The sequence below is a fragment of the Micromonospora sp. NPDC051925 genome (assembly GCF_044548625.1).
In the GTDB taxonomy this organism is placed as follows: domain Bacteria; phylum Actinomycetota; class Actinomycetes; order Mycobacteriales; family Micromonosporaceae; genus Micromonospora.
In genome coordinates, this window is sequence record NZ_JBIUCH010000007.1 from 141113 (window position 1) to 162635 (window position 21523).

Annotated in this window: 20 protein-coding genes and 2 pseudogenes; 16 read left to right on the forward strand and 6 right to left on the reverse strand. The window is 73.6% G+C overall.

Annotation, left to right across the window (positions count from 1 at the left end; translation table 11 throughout):
* Nucleotides 1–43: 43 nt before the first annotated feature.
* The 5 genes and pseudogenes from ACIG87_RS11465 to ACIG87_RS11485 all read left to right on the forward strand — a co-directional run.
* Nucleotides 44–1240 (forward strand): annotated as a pseudogene (locus tag ACIG87_RS11465) (mechanosensitive ion channel family protein); the annotation flags it as partial.
* Between the two features lie 247 nt (nucleotides 1241–1487).
* On the forward strand, nucleotides 1488–1922 hold the full coding sequence (locus ACIG87_RS11470; protein ID WP_396850338.1) for a phage holin family protein: 435 nt from the start codon (nucleotides 1488–1490) through the stop codon (nucleotides 1920–1922).
* Nucleotides 1919–2284 (forward strand): DUF3618 domain-containing protein, encoded by a 366-nt coding sequence (locus ACIG87_RS11475; RefSeq protein ID WP_396850339.1) that lies wholly within the window; start codon nucleotides 1919–1921, stop codon nucleotides 2282–2284. Before ACIG87_RS11470 ends, ACIG87_RS11475 begins: the two co-directional genes overlap by 4 nt.
* Nucleotides 2281–2553: a DUF4235 domain-containing protein gene (locus tag ACIG87_RS11480; protein WP_396850340.1), complete on the forward strand. Its 273-nt coding sequence runs from the start codon at nucleotides 2281–2283 to the stop codon at nucleotides 2551–2553. Before ACIG87_RS11475 ends, ACIG87_RS11480 begins: the two co-directional genes overlap by 4 nt.
* Nucleotides 2554–2899: 346 nt before the next feature.
* Nucleotides 2900–3103, forward strand: a complete 204-nt coding sequence (locus ACIG87_RS11485; protein ID WP_067306996.1) for a cold-shock protein — start codon at nucleotides 2900–2902, stop codon at nucleotides 3101–3103.
* Between the two features lie 189 nt (nucleotides 3104–3292).
* Here the strand turns inward: ACIG87_RS11485 and ACIG87_RS11490 are convergent, their stop codons facing one another.
* Nucleotides 3293–3487: a hypothetical protein gene (locus ACIG87_RS11490; RefSeq protein ID WP_396850341.1), complete on the reverse strand. Its 195-nt coding sequence runs from the start codon at nucleotides 3485–3487 to the stop codon at nucleotides 3293–3295.
* Nucleotides 3488–3575: 88 nt separating this feature from the next.
* A complete protein-coding gene (locus ACIG87_RS11495) occupies nucleotides 3576–4559 on the reverse strand; it encodes an aldo/keto reductase (protein WP_396850343.1) in 984 nt (327 codons plus the stop codon).
* An 84-nt stretch (nucleotides 4560–4643) separates the two neighbouring features.
* On the opposite strand from ACIG87_RS11495, the pseudogene ACIG87_RS11500 reads away from it, so the two are divergent.
* Together ACIG87_RS11500 and ACIG87_RS11505 are read left to right on the forward strand one after the other, a co-directional pair.
* A pseudogene (locus ACIG87_RS11500) lies at nucleotides 4644–5157 on the forward strand (methyltransferase domain-containing protein).
* A complete protein-coding gene (locus tag ACIG87_RS11505; protein WP_396850344.1) occupies nucleotides 5154–6173 on the forward strand; it encodes an adenosine deaminase in 1020 nt (339 codons plus the stop codon). Before ACIG87_RS11500 ends, ACIG87_RS11505 begins: the two are co-directional and overlap by 4 nt.
* A 222-nt stretch (nucleotides 6174–6395) precedes the next feature.
* On the opposite strand, the gene ACIG87_RS11510 is transcribed toward ACIG87_RS11505, so the two are convergent.
* Entirely contained in the window at nucleotides 6396–7799 is a 1404-nt protein-coding gene (locus ACIG87_RS11510) for an ATP-binding protein (protein WP_396850345.1), read from the reverse strand.
* A 29-nt stretch (nucleotides 7800–7828) separates the two neighbouring features.
* The gene (locus tag ACIG87_RS11515; protein ID WP_396850347.1) at nucleotides 7829–8518 is read right to left on the reverse strand and encodes a response regulator transcription factor; all 690 of its coding nucleotides are present in this window, start codon (nucleotides 8516–8518) and stop codon (nucleotides 7829–7831) included.
* A gap of 74 nt (nucleotides 8519–8592) precedes the next feature.
* Between ACIG87_RS11515 and ACIG87_RS11520 the strand changes: the two genes are divergently transcribed.
* A complete protein-coding gene (locus tag ACIG87_RS11520) occupies nucleotides 8593–9513 on the forward strand; it encodes an ADP-ribosylglycohydrolase family protein (RefSeq protein WP_396850349.1) in 921 nt (306 codons plus the stop codon).
* A gap of 2 nt (nucleotides 9514–9515) precedes the next feature.
* On the opposite strand, the gene ACIG87_RS11525 is transcribed toward ACIG87_RS11520, so the two are convergent.
* Nucleotides 9516–10520: a DUF1775 domain-containing protein gene (locus ACIG87_RS11525; protein ID WP_396850351.1), complete on the reverse strand. Its 1005-nt coding sequence runs from the start codon at nucleotides 10518–10520 to the stop codon at nucleotides 9516–9518.
* A 208-nt stretch (nucleotides 10521–10728) separates the two neighbouring features.
* Here ACIG87_RS11525 and thrS point away from each other — a divergent pair, with 208 nt between their 5' ends.
* From thrS to ACIG87_RS11545, 4 genes are all read left to right on the forward strand, one after another.
* Nucleotides 10729–12735, forward strand: coding sequence for a threonine--tRNA ligase (gene thrS, locus ACIG87_RS11530; protein WP_396850353.1), 2007 nt, complete (start codon nucleotides 10729–10731; stop codon nucleotides 12733–12735).
* A gap of 68 nt (nucleotides 12736–12803) precedes the next feature.
* Nucleotides 12804–13376, forward strand: a complete 573-nt coding sequence (locus ACIG87_RS11535) for an HIT family protein (protein WP_396850354.1) — start codon at nucleotides 12804–12806, stop codon at nucleotides 13374–13376.
* Nucleotides 13377–13405: 29 nt separating this feature from the next.
* The gene (locus tag ACIG87_RS11540) at nucleotides 13406–14071 is read left to right on the forward strand and encodes a hypothetical protein (RefSeq protein ID WP_396850356.1); all 666 of its coding nucleotides are present in this window, start codon (nucleotides 13406–13408) and stop codon (nucleotides 14069–14071) included.
* Between the two features lie 297 nt (nucleotides 14072–14368).
* Nucleotides 14369–15427: an aldo/keto reductase gene (locus ACIG87_RS11545; protein WP_396850358.1), complete on the forward strand. Its 1059-nt coding sequence runs from the start codon at nucleotides 14369–14371 to the stop codon at nucleotides 15425–15427.
* A 239-nt stretch (nucleotides 15428–15666) separates the two neighbouring features.
* Here the strand turns inward: ACIG87_RS11545 and ACIG87_RS11550 are convergent, their stop codons facing one another.
* Nucleotides 15667–17790 (reverse strand): elongation factor G-like protein EF-G2, encoded by a 2124-nt coding sequence (locus ACIG87_RS11550; RefSeq protein ID WP_396850360.1) that lies wholly within the window; start codon nucleotides 17788–17790, stop codon nucleotides 15667–15669.
* A gap of 251 nt (nucleotides 17791–18041) precedes the next feature.
* On the opposite strand from ACIG87_RS11550, the gene pgsA reads away from it, so the two are divergent.
* Genes pgsA through ACIG87_RS11570 form a run of 4 tightly spaced genes read left to right on the forward strand, consistent with a single transcriptional unit; the run spans nucleotide 18042 to nucleotide 21296 of the window.
* Nucleotides 18042–18662, forward strand: coding sequence for a phosphatidylinositol phosphate synthase (gene pgsA / locus ACIG87_RS11555; RefSeq protein ID WP_396850361.1), 621 nt, complete (start codon nucleotides 18042–18044; stop codon nucleotides 18660–18662).
* Nucleotides 18659–19600, forward strand: a complete 942-nt coding sequence (locus ACIG87_RS11560; protein WP_396850362.1) for a phosphatidylinositol mannoside acyltransferase — start codon at nucleotides 18659–18661, stop codon at nucleotides 19598–19600. The genes pgsA and ACIG87_RS11560 overlap by 4 nt, the downstream gene beginning before the upstream one ends.
* 14 nt (nucleotides 19601–19614) lie before the next feature.
* Entirely contained in the window at nucleotides 19615–20784 is a 1170-nt protein-coding gene (locus tag ACIG87_RS11565) for a glycosyltransferase family 4 protein (protein ID WP_396850364.1), read from the forward strand.
* An 8-nt stretch (nucleotides 20785–20792) separates the two neighbouring features.
* Nucleotides 20793–21296 (forward strand): hypothetical protein, encoded by a 504-nt coding sequence (locus tag ACIG87_RS11570; protein ID WP_396850562.1) that lies wholly within the window; start codon nucleotides 20793–20795, stop codon nucleotides 21294–21296.
* The last annotated feature ends 227 nt before the right edge of the window (nucleotides 21297–21523 follow it).

A 21523-nucleotide genomic window follows, 5' to 3' on the forward strand; every position in this document is an offset into this window, starting at 1 on the left:
TTTTGCCCGAATGCGATCAGCCCGGCCGGAGGGAGACAACCACGTGCAGGACTACCTCGAGACGATCGCCGCCGCGGCCACCGCGGCGGCGATCGCGCTGCTGCTCGTCGAGGTGACGCACCGGCTGATCCGGCGGCTCGGTCGCCGGTCACACCTGATGACCGAGCTGACCGGGCACGTCCACCGGCCGTTCCAGGTCGCCGGCACCGTGGTGGCCGTGCAGTTCGCGGTGCGGTGGACCACCGGCTACGCCGTCGGCACCGGCTGGCGGCAGGTGGTGCTGCACATCCTGGTGCTGGGCGTGGTCGCCGCGCTGGCCTGGCTGGTCGCCTCGCTGCTGGTGGTGGTGGAGGACACCGCGTTGGCCCGGTTCCTGCGGGTGGACGTGCCGAACAACCGGCACGCCCGGCGGGTACGGACCCAGGTGGTGCTGCTGCGCCGGCTGACCATCGTGGTGATCGTGGTGCTCGCCGTCGGCGTGATGCTGATGACCTTCCCGGCGGTACGGGGCATCGGCGCGGGCGTGCTCACCAGCGCCGGTGTGGTCGGTGTGGTCGCCGCGCTGGCCGCGCAGAGCCTGCTCGGCAACGTCATCGCCGGCCTACAGCTCGCTTTCAGCGACGCGGTCCGCCTCGACGACGTGGTCGTGGTCGAGGGGGAGTGGGGCCGGATCGAGGAGTTGACGCTCAGCTACGTGGTGGTCCAGATCTGGGACGACCGACGGCTGATCCTGCCCACCTCGTACTTCACCAGCACCCCGTTCCAGAACTGGACCCGGACCGAGGCGGCGGTGCTCGGCACCGCCGAGTTCGACCTCGACTGGTCGATCCCGGTGCAGTCGATGCGCGAGGAGCTGCGTCGGCTGGTCGAGGGCACCGACCTGTGGGACGGCCGGGTCTGCGTCCTGCAGGTCACCGACGCCACCGGCGGCGCGATCAAGGTCCGGGCCCTGGTCAGCGCCGCCGACGCCGGCAGCCTGTGGGACCTGCGCTGCCTGGTGCGTGAGCACCTGGTCGGCTGGGTCCGCGACCACCGCCCGACCGCGCTGCCCCGCACCCGTACCGAGCTGGGCGACTCCTCCGGCAGTCTGCCCTGGCAGTGGGTGCAGCCGCGCCGGCCGGCCCGCCGCCGGCCCGACGGCGAGGTGCCCGACGACGCCCGGGTCTTCGGCGGGAGCGACGACGGCGATGCCCGCAGCGACGCCTTCGTCGGCCCCGACACGGAGGCCCGGGGCGAGTCGATCCCGGTCCGGGACGCGGACGCCCGGGGCGACGCCCCGGTCGCTGCCGAGCAGAGCGTCGACGCCCGGCGCTGAGCCGCTCCGAAGCCCCCGTGACCCCGGGTCGCGGGGGCTTCGTCGTACCCGCTTCCGCGTTTTGCCGGACGTCCCGGCCCGACCTGGGGTCAGATGTGGTTGGTCACCGTGCGCAGGATTGACGGACGGCGGCTCCGGGCATACAGCGCGGTGATGACGAAAGGAGGACAGCATGGCTGACGTCGCGAACCACCGCACGTCCCGGACCGGGAACGAGCCGTCCACCGCCGAGCTGGTGCAGCGGGCCACCGAGCAGGTCTCCCGACTGGTCCGGGACGAGCTGGCCCTGGCCCGTGCGGAGCTGACCCAGAAGGGCAAGCACGCCGGGATCGGGATCGGCCTCTTCGGCGGGGGCGGGGCGCTGGCCCTGTACGGGCTCGGCGCGCTGGTCGCCGCCGCGATCCTGCTGCTGGCCCTGGTGGTGCCCGCCTGGGCGGCGGCGCTGATCGTGGCGGTGGTGCTCTTCCTCATCGCCGGGGTGCTCGCCCTGGTCGGGAAGAAGCAGGTCAGCCACGCGGTTCCCCCGGTGCCGGCCGCGACGGTCCGCAGCGTCCGCGCGGACGTGGACACCGTCGCCGCCGCGGTGAAGGACAGGGGACGGGCATGACGGGCACGACAGGCCACAACGGGACCGGCAACGGGACCGGCAACTCCGAGGCGCTCCGCGAGGAGATCCGGCGGACCCGGGTGGAGCTGGGCGAGACGATGGAACTGTTGGCTGCCAAGGCCGACGTCAAGGCCCGGTTGAAGGACTCTGCGGAGCAGGCGAAGGACCGGGTGCGCGAGCAGGCCGCGCTGACCGTGGCCCGGGTACGGGGCCAGGCGGGGCAGGGCGCCGACCTCGCGCGGGCCCAGGCGTACGAAACGGGTGTCTCGGTCCGGCGCAACCCGACGCCGTGGGCGACGATCGCGGCCGGAGCGGTGGCCGCGGTGGTGGTGTTGTTGATCGTTCGGGGGAGGCGTAGGTGAGCAAGGGTATCGGCAGAACCGCGTACAAGCCGGTCGGGGTGCTGCTCGGACTGGCCGCCGGCACGCTCGCCGGGGCGATCTTCCGGCAGGTCTGGAAGGCGACCGCCGGTGACGGCGAGGCGCCCGATCCCACCGACGAGGATCGCCGCTGGGGCGAGATCCTCGCGGCGGCGGCGTTGCAGGGGGCGATCTTCTCGGTCGTCCGTGCCGCGGTGGACCGGGGCGGCGCGGTCGGCGTACGGCGGTTGACCGGGCACTGGCCCGACTGACCCCGGCCGTCACGGCCTGCGCTCTGACCAGCCACGACGGCGGTCACCCGAGCACCTGACGACGGCCTGTGGCCCCCCGAACGCATCGACGGGCGGGGGGCCTTTCGCATGGTCCGGGCGACCTGGCCAGCATCCGTCGGGCATCCGTCAGGTCACATGTCGGAGAATTTCGTCGATTAGGCTGTGCAGAGTTTTTGGGTACGTGGTTTGCTGATCCCCGCTGTTGCGAGACGGCGTTGGTGGAGAGCAGTCTCCCGCTGTGGGGGTCTGCCTCGACCACCGCTGCTCGAGAACGGCCAATCGGCCGCACGGCGTGCTCGGCCGCCAGTTTTAGAAGGAGATACACATGGCGCAGGGAACCGTGAAGTGGTTCAACGCTGACAAGGGCTTCGGCTTCATCACCGTCGACGGCGGGGGTGCTGACGTGTTCGTCCACTTCTCGGCCATCCAGTCCAGCGGCTACCGCTCGCTGGAGGAGAACCAGCGGGTGGAGTTCGAGATCGCCCAGGGTCAGAAGGGTCCGCAGGCCGAGCAGGTCCGCCCCCTCTGAGCGAAGCCGGTCGGCGCTCGCCGGCCCGGGTGATCCGGCCAGCCGGATCTACGAGAAGCCCCGTGTCCTCAGGGACGCGGGGCTTTCCGCATCGTTCCCTCGCGCGCCGGGGTGCCGCACCACGATGGAGCGCTGCCCGGTCGTGGTGCGGCTCGGTGTGGTGCGGCGGTCGTGGTGCCTGCTTCGGAATCAGGGCAGGCGGCGGGCTCGTAGGCCGCGCCAGAGCAGCACCAGCCCGGCCAGCACGAGCAGTGGCCCGACGACGGCCCAGAACCGCTGGCCGGTCATCATGCTGCCGCTGACGTACCCGAGGCCCTGGACCGTCCAGACGGCGCCGGCCACCACGGCCAGCAGGCCCAGGGTGAGCGTGAGCCAACCTCTCACCGGTCCCCCCTCCGTGGGCCGGTCGACCCGGCCCGGTCACCAGGATGCGGGTCGGGTCGCCCCGGCGCGACGACCCGACCGGCGTGGCTCACCACCGGTCGTGCACCCGGGGGCGGACCAACTCGTCGTAGACCGACCGGACGGTGTCGAGTTCGGCCGCCGTCAGCGCCGGGGAGCCGGCCGCGGCGGCGTTGCCCCGGGCCTGTTCCGGGTTGCGGGCACCGGGGATGACCACGGTGACGCCGGGCTGGTCGATGATCCACCGCAGGGCGAACTGGGCCATCGTGCGCCCGTCGCCGACCAGCGGGGCGAGTCGACGGACCACGGTCAGGCCGAGGTCGAAGTCGACGCCGGAGAAGGTCTCGCCGACGTCGAAGCTCTCCCCGTGCCGGTTGAAGGTGCGGTGGTCGTCGGCGGCGAAGGTGGTGTGTTCGTCGTACCGGCCGGAGAGCAGGCCGCTGGCGAGCGGCACCCGGGCGATGATCCCGACGCCGGCTGCGGCGGCGGCCGGCAGCACCTCGTCGAGGGGCTTGAGCCGGACCGCGTTCAGGATGATCTGGACGCTGGCCACGCCGGGCCGGGCGATCGCGGTGAGCGCCTGGTCGCAGGTCTCGACGCTGACCCCGTAGCCGGCGATCCGCTTCTCGGCGACCAGGGTGTCGAGGCCGTCGAAGACCCGGTCGTCGGCGAAGACCTCGCTCGGCGGGCAGTGCAGCTGCACCAGGTCGAGGGTGTCCACGCCGAGGTTGGCCCGGGACCGGTCGGTCCAGGCCCGGAAGTTGTCCAGGGTGTACGCCTGCGGCGTCTGCTCCACCCGGCGGCCCATCTTGGTGGCGACGGTGAGCCCGTGTCCGGGGCTGTCCCGCAGGAACCGCCCGATCAACTGCTCGCTGCGGCCGTCGCCGTAGACGTCGGCGGTGTCGAGGAAGGTCACGCCGGAGTCCACGGCGGCGGCGAGGACGGCCAGGGCGTCGCTCTGGCTGACCTGTCCCCAGTCCGCGCCGAGCTGCCAGGCCCCGAGACCGACCACACCCACCTGCCGGCCGAGCCGGTCGAAGCTGCGCTGTTCCATGCGGTCGAGCCTAGTGACCTGGTTGCCGAGTCGCAGCGCCGGCCATGGGGTCGCAACAAGACGTACGTACGGTTTGGGTGCGGCATGTGGGATCCGACCAGCTATCTCCACTATCACGACGAACGGTCCCGACCGTTCCACGACCTGCTCGCCCGGGTCGCCGCCGACCGGCCGCAGGCGTTCGGGGCCCCGGTCGACTTCACCGTCGGTGACGTCGCCGACTGGCACCCCGCCCCCGACGTGGACGTGGTGGTCGTCAACGCGGTGCTCCAGTGGGTGCCCGACCATCCGGCCCTGCTCCGTCGCTGGGCCGTCGCTGACCGCCGCCGGTTGCGCCGTCGACGCCTGGGAGACCACCTACCTGCACCGGCTGCCTGCCTCCGCCGACGCCGAACACCCCGTGCTGACCTGGATGGACGGCACCGCGCTGCGCCCGGTCCGGGCCGCGCTGGACGACACCGGTTTCGCCGACTTCCGCGCCGCGCTGGGAAGCCTGCTGGCCCGCGCGTACCCGGTACGGCAGGGTCAGGTGTACTTCCCGTTCCGTCGGATCTTCGTGGTCGCCCGCACCGGTGCCCGTGCAGAGGAGAAGCAGTGACCGACCTGTCCGCCTTCATCGCCGAACTGCCCAAAGTGGAGCTGCACGTGCACCATGTGGGCTCCGCGTCCCCCCGGATCGTCGCCGAACTGGCCGCCCGGCACGAGGGACGCAGCCCCGTACCGGCGGACCCGGACGCGCTCGTCGACTACTTCGCGTTCCGTGACTTCGCCCACTTCATCGAGGTCTACCTCAGCGTCGTCGACCTGGTCCGGGATCCCGAGGACGTCTGGATCCTCACCCACGAGGTGGCCCGGGAGCTGGCCCGCCAGCAGGTCCGGTACGCCGAGCTGACCGTCACCCCGTACTCGCACGTGCGCCGGGGCATCCCCGCTCCGGCGTTCTGCGAGGCGATCGAGGACGCCCGCAGACGGGCCGAGGCCGACTTCGGCATCGTGCTGCGCTGGTGCTTCGACATCCCCGGCGAGGCCGGCCTGCCGGCCGCCGAGGAGACCCTGCGGATCAGCCTCGAGGAGCGGCCCGACGGGCTGGTCAGCTTCGGTCTCGGCGGCCCCGAGATCGGGGTGCCCCGACCACAGTTCAAGCCGTACTTCGACCGGGCGCGGGCGGCCGGGCTGCGGTCCGTCCCGCACGCCGGGGAGACCACCGGCCCGCAGACCGTCTGGGACGCCCTGCGGGAGTTGGGCGCCGAGCGGATCGGCCACGGCATCTCCGCCGCGCAGGACCCGGAGCTGCTCGGATACCTGGCCGAGCAGGGGATCCCGCTGGAGGTCTGCCCGACGTCCAACGTGCGTACCCGGGCCGTCGCCCGGATCGAGGAGCACCCGCTGCGGCAGCTTGTCGACGCGGGCGTGCGGGTCACCATCAACTCCGACGACCCGCCGATGTTCGGCACCACCCTCAACGACGAGTACGCGGTCGCCGCCCAACTGCTCGACGCCGGCCCCGACCGGCTCGCGGCGCTGGCCCGGGAGGCGGTGGCCGCCTCGTTCCTCGACCCGGCCGGCAAGGCCCGGATCACCGACGAGATCGACGCCTTCGTGGCGACCCGCTGACCCACGACAGGGCCGGCACGAGGTGGTACGCGCGGCGGGAGCTGGTGTGGGGGACCGTGCCCCCGCCGCGCGTACTGATCCACCGGCCGGTGGGTGTCAGGGGCGACAGGCCGGTGGAACTAATGGGTTCGGACACGATCCTGTCAGCCGGCGCGCGCCGCGTCGCCGTCGTTAATGCGGATCTAAGGAAACCTTGCACCGCAGCACAGTCAGGGCCGACCGTCAGTCGTCCGTGGGGCGTTGCCGGGGCCACCGTCGGCCCCCGCTCTTCTGCTCCCGAGCCTCGCGCGCCATCCGGCCCACCAACCCGAACCGGTTGACCTGCCGGGGGGTCGCCTGCGGGTCCGCCAGCAGCATCACCACGCTGGCCCCGCCGAGCCGGGCCCGGTCGAGGCTCACCGAGCCGTTGGCCTGCAACGCCACCCGCTTGGCGATGTCCAGCCCCAGCCCGGTCGAGCCCTGGTCGCTGGCCCCGCGACGCAACGCCCGGTCCGGGTTCGCGATGCCCGGCCCGGCGTCGTCGATCCGGATCGCCACGTACCCGTCCCGGCGGGAGACGGCCACCTCGAATGCGGTGCCCTGCGGGGTGTAGCGGAAGACGTTGCCGATCACCGCGTCCAGGGCGGCGGCCAACTCGGCCCGGGGCACCGGCACCGGTATCCGCAACTGGGCGCCGCTCACCCGGTGCGGCCGGTTCTGGTCGCCGGCCAGCGCCGCCCAGAACACCATCCGGTCCCGCACCACCTCGCTGACGTCGCACTCGGCCGGCCCCGCCTCGTGCGCCACCGCCTTGCGGGTGGTCTTGATCAGGACGTCGATCTCCCCCTCCAGGGTGACGATCGCCTGCCGGATCCGCCGGATCGTCCGCCGCCGGTCCAACTCCGCCGGGCTGAACGAGCCGACGCTGGTGTCGTCGGAGTCCAGCCCCTCGGCGTCCAACCGCAGCACCGTCAACGGGGTACGCAGCCGGTGCGACAGGTCCGCCACCAGTTCCCGCTCGTCGGTGCGGGCGGCGACCAGCCGGTCGGCCATCCGGTTGAACGCGTACCCGGCCTCGGCCAACTCGCGTGGACCGCTCGGCTCGACCCGTACCCCCAGGTCGCCGTCGCCGACGGCGAGCGCGGCCCGGACCAGGCCCCGGGTGGAGTCGACCGCCCGCGCGGCGACCCGGTCCACCACGATCACCGCCGCGCCGATCAGCGCCACGGCCACGCCGGCGAGCAGCAGCCAGGTGCCCCCCGCCCCCTCGTCCAGGACGGCGGCGGGCACGAAGACCTCGACCACGGCGACCTTGCCGTCGAGCACCACCGGGTCGAGCCGCAACAGCCCGCCGTCGACCTCGACGACCCGCGACTGTTCCTCGTCACGTGTGCGGTCCAGGTCGGCGCTCGAGGCCCGGCCGGCCGGCTGCTCCCCGCCCAGGCCGTGCACCACCGGACGGGTCGCCGGGTCGTCGCCGGTGGCCTCGACCGCGCGCTGGACCGCCGCCGCTTCGGTGCTGACGGCGAGCGCGCCGGTGACCATCGCGCCGCGTCGCGCCGCGTCGGCCAGCGCCTCCTCCCGCACCTCGCCGCGCAGGCTGAACCCGAGCGGGACGAGGAAGACCAGCGCGACCAGCGCGCACATGCCGGCGGTCAGGGCGGCCAGCGCCGGCCTCAGTCGGGGGCCACCAGCCGGAACCCCACCCCCCGCACGGTGCGCAGGTAGCGCGGCTTCGCCGCGGACTCGCCCATCTTTCGACGCAGCCAGTACAGGTGAACGTCGATGGTCTGGTCCTCGCCTACCGACGGCTGGCGCCATACCTCCTCCAAGAGTTCCCGCCGGGACACCACCCGGCCAGGCCGTGCGGCCAGGTACGCCAGCAGGTCGAATTCCTTACGGGTCAGCGCCAGCGGCTCCCCGTCGAGCACCGCGCTGCGCTCACCCACGTCCACCCGCAGACCGCTGACGGTGTGCACGGCCGGAGCCACGGTGCGGCTGGCCCGGCCGACCCGACGCAGCACGGTGGTGATCCGGGCCTCCAGGTGGGCACCGGTGAACGGCTTGACCATGTAGTCGTCCGCGCCGGCCCGCAGCAGCCGGACCACCGACTGCTCGTCGTCGCGGGCGGTGGCGATGATGATCGGTACGTCGGTGATGCCGCGCAGCATCCGCAGCGCGTCCGAGCCGTCCAGGTCGGGCAGGCCCAGGTCGAGCACGACCAGATCGGGGGTCTCGGCGGCGACCCGGCGCAGCGCGTCCAGCGCCGTGCCGACCGCATGCACCGCGTGCCCCCGTTCGGTGAGCGAACGCAGCATCGCGCCGCGGACGACGTGGTCGTCTTCGACCAGGAGCACGGTGGCCACGACAGCACCGTACTGCCCGTGGCAAGTCGGGGCGCGTTGCGGCGTACCCGCGAACCGGGCAAGCTGGTACGACGATGCCGTTCACCCTCTTTCCCGACGCCCGGCTGGCGCTGGCCCGGGACAGCCTCGCCGGGCTGTCCGTCGGCGACGCCCTGGGCTCCCAGTTCTTCGTCCCGGGCCGCCGGCCCGACGACCTCTTGGCCGGGCGGCTGCCGCCGACGCCCTGGCAGTGGACCGACGACACCGAGATGGCCTGCTCGGTGCTGGCCGAACTCGCCGCCCACGGCGACATCGATCCCGACCGGTTGGCGCTGGCCTTCGCCACCCGTGCCGAGCCCTACCGGGGCTACGGGCCGGGTGCGGTGACGATCCTGCGGTTGATCCGGACCGGCACCCCGTGGCCGGTGGCCGCCGCGTCGGCCTTCGACGGCCAGGGCTCCTGCGGCAACGGCGCCGCGATGCGGGTCGCCCCGCTCGGCGCCTGGTACGCCGACTCGACCACCCGGGCGGCGAGCCGGGCCCGCGCCTGCGCCGAGATCACCCACGCCCACCCCGAGGGGATCGCGGGCGCGGTCGCGGTGGCCGTCGCCGCCTCGCTCGCCGCCCGGGCCCGACTGGACGGCGACCGACCCGACGTGGCCCGGCTGCTCGCCACCGTCGCCGGGTCGATCGACCCGGTCGGCGAGGTGCACCGCGGGGTACGCCGGGCGATCGGCCTGCTCGGTCGTCCCCTCGACGAGGCCGTCGCGTCGCTCGGCAACGGCTCCCGGGTGACCGCCCAGGACACCGTCGCCTTCACCCTCTGGGTGGCCGCCACCCACCTGGCCGACTACCCGGCCGCCATCCGCGCCTGCGTCGAGGCGGGCGGCGACGTCGACACCACCGCCGCGATCGTCGGCGGGATCATCGGCGTTTACGCCGGGGTCGGCACGGCCGGCGGGGTGCCGGACGACTGGCTCGCCGCCCGAGAGGCGCTGCCGGACTGGCTCGGCTGACCTCAGCGCGCCACGGTCCGCACATCCGCCCGCTCGTCGGCATCGATGCCGGTCTGGCTGGTCGGGTCGGTCTGGCCGGTCGGGTCGGTCTGGCCGGTCGGTTCGGTCCGGTCGGTCGGATCGCTCTGGTCGGTCCGGTCGGTCGGATCGATCGGATCGGTCCGTTCGATCGGGGGGTGCCCGGCGAAGTGCCAGGCCCGGTCGTCCGGGGTGGGGTCGGTGCCCGGCGTCGGGTCGTCGTCCCGGTCGGTCTCCGGGTCGGCGGCGGACCGGCGGCGGGAGCGGCTCGCCACCCAGCCGATCGCCGCGCCGCCACCCAACCCGACCAACAGGCCGCCGCCGAGCAGCACGTCCGCGCTGGGCCCACCGTCCCCACCGTCGCCCGTCGAGTCGGCTCCGGCGGCCGGGTCGGCCTGGCCGTCCGTCCCGTCGGCCGCACCGTGGCCGTGTCCGGTGGCTGCCCCGGGAGACGGCGGGAGCAGGGCCAGCGTGGGCGCGGGATGCTCACCCCCGGCCGGGTCGGCCCAGCGCACCACCGTCCCGTCCGAGTACGTCTGCACCACCTCGAAGGTCATCCGGTCGGTCTCCGGCAGCGGTCCCATGGCCAGGGAGAGCCGGGCCGGACCCGACACCGCCGGTCCGGCCGCCCGGGTCCACACCACCGCCGAGGTCACCGTGCTCACCGAGGGGGCGTGGATGCCGGCCACCGGCGCGTCCAGCTCCCGGGAGGTGATCAGGGGCGCCCAGCCGTCCACCGACAGCGGGTAGACCTCACCGATCGGGGCGTCCGGCGGGAGCCTGAACTCGATCTTCTCGGTGCGGGCGCCGGGCCGCTCCTCGGGCACCACGAACGTCAACTCCACCGCGTCGCCCTGGACCGCCTGGCTCGGGCTGGACGTCACCCCGTCCGCCATCGCCGCGGTCGGCGCACCGAGCACCCCGGCCACCGCAGCCGCCAGCGCCAGCGCGGTCCGGCCCCGCCGGGCACCACTGCGGGTCGTCGCCATTTTCCGCCCCCATCCGTCTCGCCGCGGCCGGCACCGGCTCCGGCCACACCTGATAGTTCGGACGGCAGGCCGAAAAGGTTCAAGCGGTCGGACGCCGACGACACGACCGGGCTTCCTTTCCCGGCGACCGGGCGGAACAGGGCGACCGATAGCATCGAAGCAGCCGGAACACCCGGCCATCCGTACCGTCTGCCGTTGAGGAGTCACCGTGTCCGCACCCCGTACCCCCGTTGTGGCCGACCCCGTCGTCGTCGCCGCCGGGACGACGGCGGCCGGCGCGGTGGCCGCGGCCGGGCTGCCCGCCGCCGGGCCGAAGGCGGTCGTGGTGGTCCGCGACCCGCAGGGCCAGCTGCGCGACCTGGACTGGGCCCCCGCCGAGGACACCACCGTCGAACCGGTCACCCTCGACTCGCCGGACGGGCTCAACGTGCTGCGGCACTCCACCGCGCACGTGCTCGCCCAGGCCGTGCAGGACGTCTTCCCCGACGCCAGGCTCGGCATCGGCCCGCCGATCGAGAACGGCTTCTACTACGACTTCGCCGTCGACAAGCCGTTCCAGCCGGACGACCTGGCCAAGCTCGAGAAGCGGATGCAGGAGATCGTCAAGTCCGGCCAGCGGTTCCGCCGCCGCCGCTTCGGCAGCCTGGACGAGGCGAAGGCCGAGCTGGCCGCCGAGCCGTTCAAGCTGGAGCTGATCGACGTCAAGGGCGAGGGGCTGGACACCAGTGAGGTGATGGAGGTGGGCGGCGGCGAGCTGACCATCTACGACAACCTCGCCGCGACCGAGGACAAGGTCTGCTGGTCGGACCTGTGCCGGGGCCCGCACCTGCCGAACACCCGGCTGATCGGGGCGTTCAAGCTGATGCGCTCGGCCGCCGCGTACTGGCGGGGCTCGGAGAAGAACCCGCAGCTCCAGCGGGTCTACGGCACCGCCTGGCCGACCCGCGACGAGCTGAAGGCGTACCTGAAGCTGCTGGAGGAGGCCGCCCGGCGCGACCACCGCAAGCTCGGGGTGGACCTCGACCTGTTCAGCTTCCCCGACGAGCTGGGCTCCGGCCTGGCGGTCTTCCACCCCAAGGGCGGCATCATCCGCCGGGAGATGGAGAACTACTCCCGGGTCAAGCACGAGCAGGCCGGCTACTCGTTCGTCAACACTCCGCACATCACCAAGGGCCACCTGTACGAGGTCTCCGGGCACCTCGACTGGTACGCCGACGGGATGTTCCCGCCCATGGAGGTGGAGGGGGCGAACTACTACCTCAAGCCGATGAACTGCCCGATGCACGACCTGATCTTCCGGTCCCGGGGCCGCTCCTACCGGGAACTGCCGCTGCGGATGTTCGAGTTCGGCACGGTCTACCGGTACGAGAAGTCCGGTGTGGTGCACGGCCTGACCCGGGTCCGGGGCATGACCCAGGACGACGCGCACATCTTCTGCACCGAGGAGCAGATGGCCGGCGAGCTGAAGTCGCTGCTCGCGTTCGTCCTCGAACTGCTGCGCGACTACGGCCTCGACGACTTCTACCTGGAGCTGTCCACCCGTAACCCGGACAAGTCGGTCGGCACCGACGAGAACTGGGAGCGGGCCACCGAGGCGCTGCGCTCCGCCGCCGAGGAGTCCGGGCTGACCCTGGTGCCCGACCCGGGCGGCGCGGCCTTCTACGGGCCGAAGATCTCCGTACAGGCCAAGGACGCCATCGGCCGGACCTGGCAGATGTCCACCATCCAGGTCGACTTCAACCTCCCCGAGCGGTTCGGCCTGGAGTACCAGGCGGCCGACGGCAGCCGGCAGCGGCCGGTGATGATCCACCGGGCGCTCTTCGGCTCGATCGAGCGGTTCTTCGGGGTGCTCACCGAGCACTACGCCGGGGCGTTCCCGGCCTGGCTGGCCCCGGTGCAGGTGATCGGCATCCCGATCCGGGAGGACCACACCGACTACCTGCACGGTTTCGTCGCGGCGCTGCGCGCCGAGGGCATCCGGGCCCAGGTCGACGCGGGCGACGACCGGATGCAGAAGAAGATCCGCACCGCGCAGCAGCAGAAGATCCCGTTCATGGTGATCGCCGGCGACGACGACGTGGCCGCCGGCACGGTCTCGTTCCGCTACCGCGACGGTTCCCAGCGCAACGGGGTGCCGGTCGCCGAGGCGGTCACCCACGTGCTCGACGTGGTCTCCTCGCGCGCCAACTCGGGGCCGTCCGCCGCCGAGAACTGACCCCGCCGGCCACCGGCCCGCCGATGCGGGCCGGTGGCGTCTGTCCCGGGGATCGTAGGATCGGTGGTGTGACTGGGGCGGAGCGGCACTTCGACGGCGACACGGACCACGGCCCTGCGGACGACGGCCTGGCGGACGGGCTCGACCGGCTCTGGACACCGCACCGGATGACCTACATCTCCGGCGGGGACCGACCCGAGGGCGGCTACGAGAAGCCGGCCGGCTGCCCGTTCTGCCTGGCCCCCGGGCTGCCGGCGGAGCAGAGCCTGGTGGTCGCCCGGGGCGCGCACGTCTTCGCGGTGCTCAACCTCTACCCGTACAACCCGGGGCACCTGCTGGTCTGCCCCTACCGGCACGTGGCCGACTACACCGACCTCGACCAGGCCGAAACGGTGGAGCTGGCGGCCCTGACCCAGACCGCGATGCGGGTGGTCCGGCAGGTCAGCAGCGCGCACGGGTTCAACCTGGGGATGAACCAGGGCGGGGTGGCCGGCGCGGGCATCGCCGCCCACCTGCACCAGCACGTGGTGCCCCGGTGGGGCGGGGACATCAACTTCATGCCGGTGATCGGCCGGACGAAGGTGCTGCCACAACTGCTCTCCGACACCCGTGAGCTGCTCGCCCGCGCCTGGCCGTCCTGACCGACGGGGTCGATTCCTAGGATGTGATCATGGCGCTGCTGCACCGGGCGGAGATCCGCCCCACGAAACTCGAACTCCTGGCCGCCTGGCTGCCCGGCCGGCGGTGGTACGAGGGGCCGGCCGACGGCGAGCCGGTCCGGGTGGCGGCCTACCGGTTCGACGACCCCGCCGGCGCGGTGGGCATCGAGACGATGCTCGTCCGGGTCGACGCCGGTCCGGTGTACCAGGTCCCGCTGACCTACCGGGACGCCCCGCTGGACGGTGCCGACGAGTGGGTGGTCGGCACCACCCGGCACTCGGTGCTCGGCCTCCGCTGGGTCTACGACGCCTGCGGTGACCCGGTCTACGCGGCCACCCTGTCCGCCGCGATCCTGACCGGCACCGGTCAGGCCGAGGAGTACTTCGAGGTCGACGGCGCACGGGAACGCCGCGAGCCGTCCATGACGGTGGCCATCACCGGCAGCGCGGCGACTCCCGTCGTGGGCGCGGCATGCCAGGTGATCGACGGCGACCCGACCCGCATCGTCACCGACACCGTCGACCTGGTCGTCGCGCGCCGGTTGCCCGGCGAGGGTCAGCCCGGCGACGGGTCGGCCGGCGGGCTGCCCGGGGACGGGCCGACCGCTGCCACGCTGACCGGCGCCTGGCCCGGGCAGCCGACTCCGCTGCCGCTGGCTCGGGTCCTACCGCGCTGACCGCCATCGGCCGGGGCCCTGGGCGGCCGGGGGCCCGTGCTGGCCGACGTGGGCCGGCCTGCCGACGTGGGCCGGCCTGCCGACGTGGGCCGGCCTGCCGACGTGGGCCGGCCTGCCGACGTGGGCCGGCCTGCCGACGTGGGCCGGGCCGGGGGCCGACGGCGTCGGCCGGGGATGACGCCGGTTCGCAGTGCCGGAGGTGTCGGTCGGGGACGACACGCATGTCGCATGTGGCCGGTCGGACACGATGCGTCAGCTTCGTCCCCCCGCGTGCCCCGGAGGTGACACGATGCGTCGATGGCAGTGACGACACGATTGTTGGGTCGCAGCGGCATCGAGGTCAGCGCCCTCGGCATGGGGTGTTGGGCGATCGGTGGCCCCTGGGCCGAGGGGCGCCAACCGCTGGGCTGGGGCGCGGTCGACGACGAGGAGTCGGTGCGGGCCGTACGCCGCGCGCTCGACCTCGGAGTGACCCTCTTCGACACCGCCGACACGTACGGCGCGGGGCACAGTGAGCGGGTCCTCGGGCGGGCGCTGGCCGGCCGCCGGGACGAGGCGGTGATCGCCACCAAGTGGGGGTACACCTTCGACGAGCGGGCCCGCCAGGTCACCGGCGAGGACGCCTCCCCGGCCTACCTGCGGCGGGCGGTCGTCGACTCGTTGCGCCGGCTGGGCACCGACCGCATCGACCTCTACCAACTGCACCTCGGCGATCTGCCGCTGCCCCGGGTGGAGGCGCTGGTCGACACCTGTGAGGAACTGGTCGCCGACGGCCTGGTCCGGGCGTACGGGTGGAGCACCGACCGGGCCGACCGGGCCGCCGCGTTCGCCCAGTTCGCGCCGCACGCCACCGCGATCCAGCACAGCCTGTCGGTGCTGCGGGACGCCCCGGTGATGCTGGCCACCTGCGACAAGCACGACCTGGCCAGCGTCGACCGGGGGCCGCTCGGGATGGGGCTGCTCACCGGCAAGTACACCACCGGCTCGACGGTGCCCCGCGACGACGTACGGGGGATGGCCCCGGGCTGGCTGGAGTGGTTCCGTAGCGGTCGACCGGCACCGGAGTGGCTGCGCCGGGTCTCCGCCGTCCGGGGTGCGCTCACCGCCGACGGCCGGACCCTGGTCCAGGGCGCGCTGGGCTGGATCTGGGCGCGCAGCGGCCGGACGGTGCCGATCCCCGGCTGCCGTACCGTCGCCCAGGTCGAGGAGAACGCCGCCGCCCTGCATCTCGGCCCACTCGCCCCGGACCACTTCGCCGAGGTGGAACGGCAGCTCGCCGCCCTGCGTACGGCCGCCTTACGCGACGCCGACCGCCCCTACTGGCCCCTCCCCCCCATCCCCGCCGCCCGCCCCTAACCCCCCACCCAACCCCCACCCCCACCCACCCCCACCCCACCCCCGCCCGCGTCGATCATGGAGTTGTGGTGCCCCGCAAAAGGTCTTTATCAGGGCATTGCGTCCACCAGAACTCCATGATCGACGCGGGGGTGGGGGGTGGGCATGGCGACGTGGGGTGGGGGTGGGGGGTGGGGTGGTTCTGGGTGGTTTGCGGGGCGGAGGGGGCCTGATTGGGAGAAGGTAGGTGTGCTTTCGGGTTAGGGGGTGGGTGAGGGGTGGTAGTGGGAGAAGTGGCGGTGGAAGGTGGCGGTGCCGGCGGTGAGGGCGCGTAGCTCGGTTGCGTAGCGCAGCAGTTCGAGGGCGGGGACCTCGGCACGGACCAGGGTGCGGCCCTCGGCGTCCGGATCGGCCTCGGTGCCGAGCACCCGGCCCCGGCGGCCGGACAGGTCACCCAGCACCGCGCCGACCGAGGAGTCGGCGACCCGGATCACCACCTCGTCCACCGGCTCCAACAGCGTCGGCTCGCCCCGCTCGGCGGCGTCGCGCAGCGCGAGCGCGCCGGCGGTCTGGAACGCGGCGTCGGAGGAGTCGACGCTGTGCGCCTTGCCGTCGACCAGGGTCACCCGCAGGTCCACCACCGGCTGCCCGGCGACCAGGCCCCGCGCCAACTGCGCCCGGATGCCCTTCTCCACCGACGGCACGTAGTGGTGCGGCACCGCCCCGCCGACCACCCGGTCGACGAACTCGAAGCCCCCACCCCGGGGCAGCGGCTCCACCTCGATGTCGCAGACGGCGTACTGGCCGTGCCCACCGGACTGCTTGACGTGCCGGCCGTGTCCCTTCGCGGCAACCGTGAACGTCTCCCGCAGCGCCACCCGCACCGGCTCGGTGTCCAGCTCCACCCCGCCGGCCCGGAGCCGGTCGAGCACCACGTCGGCGTGCGCCTCACCCATGCACCAGAGCACCAGCTGGTGGGTCTCCGGGTTGCGCTCCAGCCGCAGCGTCGGGTCGCCGACGACCAGCCGGCCCAGGTTGCGGGCCAGAGCGTCCTCGTCGGCCCGGCCGCGGGCCACGATCGCCACCGGCAGCAGCGGCTCCGGCATCTCCCAGGGCGCGATCAGCAGCGGCTCGTCCTTCGCCGAGACGGTGTCGCCGGTCTCCGCGCTACCCGACTTGGTGATCGCGCAGATGTCGCCCGCGACGCAGGCGGGCACCTCCCGCAGGTTCGCCCCGAGCGGGCTGTAGACGTGCCCGACCCGCTCGTCGGCATCGTGGTCCGGGTGGCCGCGGTCGGCCATCCCGTGCCCCGACACGTGCACCGTCTGGTCGGGGCGCAGCGTGCCGGAGAAGACCCGGACCAGGCAGACCCGGCCGACGTGCCGGTCGACGGCGGTCCTGACCACCTCGGCGACCAACGGGCCGTCCGGGTCGCAGCTCAGCGGGGGCCGGGGGGAGCCGTCCAGTCCGGTGACCGCCGGCACCTCGCGGGCAAGCGGTGACGGGAACGCCGACACCAGACCGTCGAGCAGGACGTCCAGCCCGACGCCGGTGGCCGCGCAGACCGGCACCACCGGGTAGAAGTGACCCCGGGCGACCGCCCGCTCCAGGTCGGTGATCAGCACCTCGGTGTCGATCTCCTCGCCGTCGAGGTAGCGGTCCATCAGGGTCTCGTCCTCGCTCTCGGCGATGATCCCCTCGATCAGCTCGGCGCGGGACTCGGTGATGGCCGGCAGGTGCTGTGGGTCCGGTTCCCGTACGGCGGCGGGCAGCCCGGCCGAGTAGTCGTGGACCCGCCGGGTGATCAGCGCCAGCAGCCCCGCCACCGACTCGCCGTCGTCGCCGAGCATCGGCAGGTGCAGCGGGAGCACGTTGTCCCCGAAGACCCGCTGGCACAGCGCCACCGTCTCGTCGAAGTCGGCGCGCGGGTGGTCCAGCCGGGCGACCGCGACGGCGCGCGGCAGGTCGACCGCGGCGCACTCCTCCCAGAGGGCGGCGGTGGCGGCGTCCATCCCGTCGACGGCGGAGACCACGAACAGCGCGGCGTCGGCGGCCCGCAGACCGGCCCGCAGCTCACCGACGAAGTCGCCGTAGCCGGGCGTGTCCAGGAGGTTGACCTTGACCCCGGCGTGCACCAGCGGGGCGCAGGCCAGGCTGACCGAGCGCTGTTGGCGTACCGCTGCGGGGTCGTGGTCGCAGACGGTGGTGCCGGCGGCGACGGTGCCGGCCCGGCCGATCGTGCCGCTGGCCGCGAGCAGCGCCTCGACCAGGGTCGTCTTGCCGGCCCCGGAATGCCCGACGAGCACCACGTTGCGCACCCGGTCGGGCGCGGTCACCACCGGCACGTCGCCGGTGGAGCCCTTCTCCTGGTTCTTCTGCGCCATCGCGGCGCACCTCCCTCAGCCGGTGGTGGATGGCGACCGCCGCGCGCGACGGGAAGCGGGCCCGAGCGGGTACCGCGGCGATATCCTCCGGTGGTCTGCTGACGACCGACGGTCAACGGGGGTGGGAGGTGAGCTGGCTCACCTTCCACCCCGATCTCACACCCGGTCGGGAACCGACACAAGTCTTCGCCGGGCGGGTCGGACGACCGGCCGTTTCGCCCGCCGCTGCCGGCCGTTATCGTGGGACCGCCATGGCGAAGATCTTCCAAGAGACGGCCCGCGCGGGGATGACCCGCGTCGTGGAGCCGGTCGCGCGCGGTCTGCTCCGCGCGGGTGTGTCCCCCAACGCGGTCACCGTGACCGGCACCGTCGGCGTGCTCGTCGGCGCGCTCGGTTTCGGTGCCCGCGGCCAACTGGTCGCCGGCGCGCTGATCGTGACGTTCTTCGCGCTGACCGACATGCTCGACGGGACGATGGCCCGGATGAGCGGCGGCTCGACCCGGTTCGGCGCGTTTCTCGACTCGTCGATGGACCGGGTCGCCGACAGTGCGGTCTTCGGTGCGGTCGCCTACCTGATGGCCACCGAGGGCAACCACTCCGGGGTGGCCGCCGCGCTGATCTGCCTCGCCGCCGGCGGGTTGGTCTCCTACGTCAAGGCCCGCGCCGAAGGGCTGGGGATGACCAGCAACGTCGGCGTCGCCGAGCGCACCGAGCGGCTGCTGATCGTCGGCGTCGGTGGGCTGCTCACCGGCCTCGGCGTCCGGCCCGCCCTGGAGATCGCGCTCTGGCTGCTCGCCGCCGTGTCGATCTTCACGGTGGGGCAGCGGGTGGTCCACGTCTACCGGCAGGCACAGCTGGTCGGCCAGGAGTGAACCTCACCGAACTCGGCTACGTCGCCGGCTGGCGGCTGGCCCGCGCGCTGCCCCGGCCCGTGGTCGCCGCGGCCTTCCGGGCGGGTGCCGACCGCGCCCACCGCGCCCACGGCACCGCTACCACCCGACTGCGCGCCAACCTGCGTCGGGTGGTCGGCCCCGAACTGCCCGAGGCGGAGCTGGACGCGCTGGTCAAGCGCGGCCTGCGGTCGTACGCCCGGTACTGGATGGAGGCGTTCCGGCTGCCCTCGTTGAGCCGCCAGCAGATCCTCGCCGGGTTCCACCTGGGCGGCTCGGAGATGCTCGCCGCCGACGTGGCGGCCGGCCGGGGCGCGGTGGTGGCGTTGCCGCACGCCGGCAACTGGGACGCCGCCGGCGCCTGGGTGGCCGCCAGCGGCTGGCCGATCACCACGGTCGCCGAACGGCTCAAGCCGGAGGGTGTCTACGAGCGGTTCCTCGCCTTCCGCCAGGGCCTGGGCATGGAGATCCTGCCCAGCAACGGCGGCGCCCGTCCCGCCTTCGACGTGCTGGTGGACCGGCTGCGCGCCGGCACGGTGGTGCCGCTGCTGGCCGATCGGGACCTGTCCGCCCGGGGCATCGAGGTCGACTTCTTCGGTGCCCGGACCCGGATGCCGGCCGGGCCCGCCCTGCTGACCATCCGTACCGGGGCCCCGCTCTACGTTGCCTCGCTGTGGTACGAACCGGAGATGCCACGCGCGCAGCTGGAGGGCCCGTTGCCGGTGCCCGAGCCGGACGGCGCACCCTTGGACGAGCGGGTCCGGGTGCTGACCCAGCGGATTGCCGACTGTATGGCGACGGGCATCGCCCGTCATCCGGAAGACTGGCACATGTTGCAACGAATGTGGCTGGACCAGCGGGGCTCCACCGACGGCGGGTCCACCGCGCCGCCGCCCCCGGCCAGCGCCGGTTCGGTCTGAGGGAGGGGGCGCCAGTGCGGATCGGCATCGTGTGCCCGTACTCCTTCGACGTCCCGGGCGGGGTGCAGAACCACGTCATGGACCTGGCCGAGGCGCTGCTCGGGTTGGGGCACGAGGTGAGCGTCCTGGCCCCCGCCGACGAGGAGTCGACGCTGCCGCCGTACGTGGTCGCCGCCGGCCGGACGGTGCCACTGCCGTACAACGGTTCGGTGGCCCGGATCGCGTTCGGGCCCTTCTACACGACCCGGGTGCGGCGGTGGATCACCCGGGGCGACTTCGACGTGCTGCACGTGCACGAGCCGCTGATCCCGAGCCTGTCGATGATGGCGGTGCTGTCGGCCCGGGGGCCGGTGGTGGCGACCTTCCACACCGCGTTGACCCGGTCCCGGATGCTGGCCGCCGCGCAGGGCATGCTGCAGATCCTGCTGGAACGGATCACCGCCCGGATCGCGGTCAGCGCGCTGGCCCGCAAGGTGCAGGTCGAGCACCTCGACGGCGGAGCGGTGGAGATCCCCAACGGGGTGGCGGTGGCGAAGTTCGCCGGGGTCGAGCCGTTGCCCGGCTGGCCGGGGGAGTGCGGGCCGGGCACCGGCGGCACGCTGGGTTTCCTGGGCCGGTTCACCGAGGCCCGCAAGGGTTTCCCGATCCTGCGGGACGCCTTCGTCGCGCTGGCCCCGCACCGGCCCGGGTTGCGCCTGCTGGTGGCCGGGCCGGGCGACCCGGACGACCTGTACGGGCGGTTCCCGGCGGAGCTGCGCGACCGGGTGACGTTCCTCGGGCTGGTCTCCGAGCCGGACAAGGCCCGGATGCTGCGCAGCGTGCACCTCTATGTCGCCCCGAACACCGGCGGGGAGTCGTTCGGCATGATCCTCACCGAGGCGTTGGCCGCCGGTGCCACGGTGGTCGCCAGCGACCTCGACGCCTTCCGCCGGGTCCTCGACGGCGGGCGGGCCGGCCGGCTCTTCCCGACCGGCGACGCGGTCGGCCTGCGGGCCGCCCTGACCGAGCTGCTCGACGACCCGGACCAGCGGGCCGCGTTGAGCGCCTGCGGCGACCTGGTGGCCGCCAGCTACGACTGGCCGGTGGTGGCCCGCCGGGTGCTGGAGGTCTACGCGGCGGCGATCGAGGCCACCGACGGCCGGGTCATCGACCAGGAGTGGGCGGGGCTGGGTGGTCCGGAGTGACCACGACGATGCCGCACGTGTGGGCGGCGCTGGTCGCCGCGGTCGTCGTCGGCCTGATCGTGGTCTACCTGGTCTGGACGGCCGGCCGGGTCGAGCGGCTGCAGACCCGGGCGGAATCGGCGGCGCGGGCGCTCGACGCCCACCTGCTGCGCCGGGCCGCCGCCGCCGCGGTGCTGGCCGAGAAGCGGTACGGCGTGGAGCTGTACGCGGCGGCGCGGATCGCCCTGGACGCCGTGCCCGAGGAGCGGGAGGCCGCCGAGAACGACCTCACCCGGCAGCTGCGGGCGGTCCGGCTCGACCCGACCGATCCCGACTGCGAGGCGGTGATCGCGGCGAGCCGACGACTGGCCCTGTCCCGGCAGGTGCACACCGACCTGGTCCGGGACGCCCGCGCCGCGCGGAGCCGTCCGCTGGTCCGGTTGTGCCGGATGGGCCGCCGCCACCCCTGGCCACGCTACTTCGACGTCGACGACCCCACCCTGGCCCTCCCCGCCGACGTCCCCACCAGCTGACCAGGGGATACCGGGGTGCGCCGTGCCGGGTGACGGGACGGGTGCCGGCGCTGGGTGACGTGGCGATGGGGCGGTGCCGGCGTCGGGTGACGTGGCGATGGGGCGGTGCCGGCGTCGGGTGACGTGGCGGTGGGCGGTGCGGGCGTCGGGTGACGGGGGCCACCGGGCAGGCCACCGTGGGGCTGATTGGCTGTCGGAGCGGCGTCCGGGGCGTCGTAGCATCAGCC